The organism is Sphingomonas pruni NBRC 15498 (assembly GCF_001598455.1).
Taxonomy (GTDB): Bacteria; Pseudomonadota; Alphaproteobacteria; order Sphingomonadales; family Sphingomonadaceae; genus Sphingomonas; species Sphingomonas pruni.
Genome location: NZ_BCYZ01000147.1, coordinates 1 through 2,164, shown reverse-complemented (window position 1 = coordinate 2,164; position 2,164 = coordinate 1). Strand labels below are relative to the sequence as shown.

Sequence of the window (2,164 nt, the reverse complement as noted above, 5' to 3'; positions counted from 1 at the left end):
CCCCGGCCGGCCGTTCGCGTCACCGATAGGTGACCGCCGCGCAGCTTGCGCGGCTCGCTCCGGCTTACTTCTTTCGCTTGAAATCGACGCTTACGACGTTCGAGCCGTCATCGACGCGCTCGACATGGTCGTTTTCGGCCTCGTCGTGCGGTTCGGGACCTTCCGGCCCTTCCTGCGCCTGGAAGCGCAGTTCGAAATTGACCGCCGGATCGTGAAAGCCAGTGATCGCCGAATAGGGAATTTCGAGCTTCGACGGCACCTGGTTGAAGCTCAGCCCGACCGAGAATCGCTCGTCGTCGACCGTCAGGTCCCAATAGCGGTTCTGCAGGACGATCGTCATCTCGTCCGGGAACCGTTCGATCAGCCGTTCGGGGATGCTCACTCCCGGCGCCTGGGTCTTGAACGTGATGTAGAAATGGTGCTCGCCGGGCAGCCCGCCGCCGGCCGCGACCGAACCCAGCACGCGGCCGACCACGGCGCGCAAGGCCTCTTGCACGATCTCATCATACGGAATCAGGCTATCGGGCAGTCCATCACTCATATGCCTTGGGTAGCCGATGCGAGCGTCGGGTCAAGATTGCATGACGTGCAACACACCCATATGGGGGCGCGATGCGCACCGCGACGATCAGCCGCAAGACGAGCGAAACGTCGATCGACGTCGCCGTCAATCTCGACGGAACCGGCAGCTATGCCGTGTCGACGGGCATCGGGTTCTTCGATCATATGCTCGAACAATTGTCGCGCCATTCGCTGATCGACCTCGAGGTCAAGACCGTGGGCGACCTCCATATCGACCAGCATCACACGGTCGAGGATACCGGGCTCGCGATCGGTGAGGCGATCAACAAGGCGCTGGGCGAAAAGCGCGGCATCCGCCGCTATGCCGACGCGCTGTCGCCGATGGACGAGACGCTGACCCGCGTCGCGCTCGATATTTCGGGGCGTCCGTTCCTCGTGTGGAAGACCGAATTCTCGCAAAAGCGCCTCGGCGAGATGGACACCGAGATGTTCGAGCATTTCTTCCACTCGTTCGCGCAGACCGCCGGGATCACGCTCCACATCGAGACGCTGTACGGCAACAACAACCACCATATCGCCGAAGCCGCGTTCAAGGGCCTCGCTCGCGCGTTGCGCGAAGCGGTCGAGATCGATCCGCGCAAGGCCGATGCGATTCCCTCGACCAAGGGGACATTGTGATGCCCGCCATGCGAGGCGACGCACCGGTTTGCCTGATCCTGATCACTTATATCGTCGCGCTCGACGAGGTGGATCGCCTGATGAAATCGCACGTCGAGTGGCTGGAGCGCGGTTATGCAGAAGGCCTGTTCCTGCTGTCGGGACGCCGCAACCCGCGCACCGGCGGCGTGATCGTCTGCCGCGGCCATAAGTCGGAAGTAGAGGCGCTCGCGGCGACAGACCCGTTCGTGACCGAAGGTGCGGCGACGATCGAGGTGATCGAGTTCAATGCGAGTTGGGCGGCCGACACGGTCGCTCCCCTGTTCGCGTGACGCTCGCGCTGATCGATTACGGTGCGGGCAACCTGCATTCGGTTGCCAACGCGCTGAAGGCGGCAGGCGCGCGGGATGTGGCGATTACCGCCGATCCCGAGCTGGTGCGCGGCGCGGACCGGATCGTCCTTCCCGGCGTCGGCGCGTTCGGCGCCTGCGCGGCGGCGTTGCGCTCCGTCCCCGGCATGATCGACGCGCTCGACCAGCGCGTGCGGCGCGACGCTGCGCCGTTCCTCGGCATCTGCGTCGGCATGCAGTTGATGGCGGATGTCGGCGAGGAAATGGGTGAACATCCGGGGCTCGGCTGGGTCAAGGGCCGCATCCGCCTCCTGACGCCGACCGACCCTGCCGCCAAGGTGCCGCATATGGGCTGGAACGACGTCCGGCCCACGCTCCCGCACCCGCTGATCGAGGCCGGCGAAGCCTATTTCCTGCACAGCTATGCCTTCGAGGGCGAAGACGTTGTCGCGACCACCGACCATGCCGGGCCGGTCGTCGCCGCGATCGCGCGCGACAATATGGCGGGCGTGCAATTCCATCCCGAGAAAAGCCAGCGCTACGGGTTAGCGCTGTTGGAAAGGTTCCTAGAATGGCGGCCATAACATTCCTCCCCGGCACGGGGAGGGGGACCGCGACGCGAAGCGGCGCGGTGG

General features: G+C 64.7%; 4 protein-coding genes. 3 read left to right on the top strand and 1 reads right to left on the bottom strand.

The features are described from left to right. Positions 1-64: 64 nt before the first annotated feature. Complete coding sequence (locus SPR01S_RS20920) at positions 65-541, bottom strand: SspB family protein (RefSeq protein WP_066593775.1); 477 nt, start codon at positions 539-541, stop codon at positions 65-67. 71 nt (positions 542-612) lie between these two features. Between SPR01S_RS20920 and hisB the strand changes: the two genes are divergently transcribed. From hisB to hisH, 3 genes are read left to right on the top strand one after another with little or no spacing between them, the layout of a single operon-like run. Then, complete coding sequence (gene hisB, locus SPR01S_RS20915) at positions 613-1,200, top strand: imidazoleglycerol-phosphate dehydratase HisB (RefSeq protein ID WP_066593770.1); 588 nt, start codon at positions 613-615, stop codon at positions 1,198-1,200. Next, positions 1,200-1,511 (top strand): YciI family protein, encoded by a 312-nt coding sequence (locus SPR01S_RS20910; protein ID WP_066593768.1) that lies wholly within the window; start codon positions 1,200-1,202, stop codon positions 1,509-1,511. The genes hisB and SPR01S_RS20910 overlap by 1 nt, the downstream gene beginning before the upstream one ends. Continuing rightward, the gene (hisH, locus tag SPR01S_RS20905) at positions 1,508-2,113 is read left to right on the top strand and encodes an imidazole glycerol phosphate synthase subunit HisH (RefSeq protein ID WP_066593766.1); all 606 of its coding nucleotides are present in this window, start codon (positions 1,508-1,510) and stop codon (positions 2,111-2,113) included. Before SPR01S_RS20910 ends, hisH begins: the two co-directional genes overlap by 4 nt. The last annotated feature ends 51 nt before the right edge of the window (positions 2,114-2,164 follow it).